Origin of the sequence: Flavobacterium ginsenosidimutans, from assembly GCF_003254625.1 — a bacterium.
Lineage (GTDB): Bacteria > Bacteroidota > Bacteroidia > Flavobacteriales > Flavobacteriaceae > Flavobacterium > Flavobacterium ginsenosidimutans.
This window is the reverse complement of the sequence record NZ_QJRJ01000038.1, coordinates 1-758: the sequence shown is the minus strand read 5'-3', so window position 1 is coordinate 758 and position 758 is coordinate 1. Positions and strand designations below refer to the sequence as shown.

Sequence of the window (758 nt, the reverse complement as noted above, 5' to 3'; positions counted from 1 at the left end):
GTTCTTGGACTCTCGCATCCCTCTGCCGAAGTCTGGCTTACGTAATAGGTTCCTGTTGCCAAAGCATCCGTCCCCGCAAGCGCTGTTCCGCCTGTAGAAGCATTGTACCATTTTAGGCTTGTTCCAGAAGCAGTGAGATCGCTTACCGTTTTATTTTCTGAAGAGCAGAATGTCTGCGATGAAGCCGATGAAGCCGATGGCGTAAGATTAACTTTCACATCAACCGAAGTTCTTGGACTCTCGCATCCCTCTGCCGAAGTCTGGCTTACGTAATAGGTTCCTGTTGCCAAAGCATCCGTCCCCGCAAGCGCTGTTCCGCCTGTAGAAGCATTGTACCATTTTAGGCTTGTTCCAGAAGCAGTGAGATCGCTTACCGTTTTATTTTCTGAAGAGCAGAATGTCTGCGCTGAAGCCGATGGAGCCGATGGCATAAGATTAACTTTCACATCAACTGAAGTCCTTGTGCTTTCGCATCCCTCTGCCGAAGTCTGGCTTACGTAATAGGTTCCTGTTGCCAAAGCATCTGTTCCTGCAAGCGCTGTTCCGCCCGTGGAAGCATTATACCATTTTAGCCCTGTTCCAGAAGCAGTCAGATCGCTTACCGTTTTATTTTCTGAAGAGCAGAATGCCTGTGCTGAAGCTGATGGAGCCGATGGCGTAGGATTGATTTTCACATCAACCAAAGCCCTTGTGCTTTCGCATCCCTCTGCCGAAGTCTGGCTTACGTAATAGGTTCCTGTTGCCAAAGCATCTGTTCC

At 49.1% G+C, this 758-nt stretch carries 1 protein-coding gene; it reads right to left on the bottom strand.

Annotated elements, in window-relative coordinates; all coding sequences use genetic code 11:
- Positions 1 to 758 (bottom strand): Ig-like domain-containing protein (locus tag DM444_RS00185; RefSeq protein ID WP_455423257.1); only part of this gene is annotated, 758 nt, incomplete at both ends.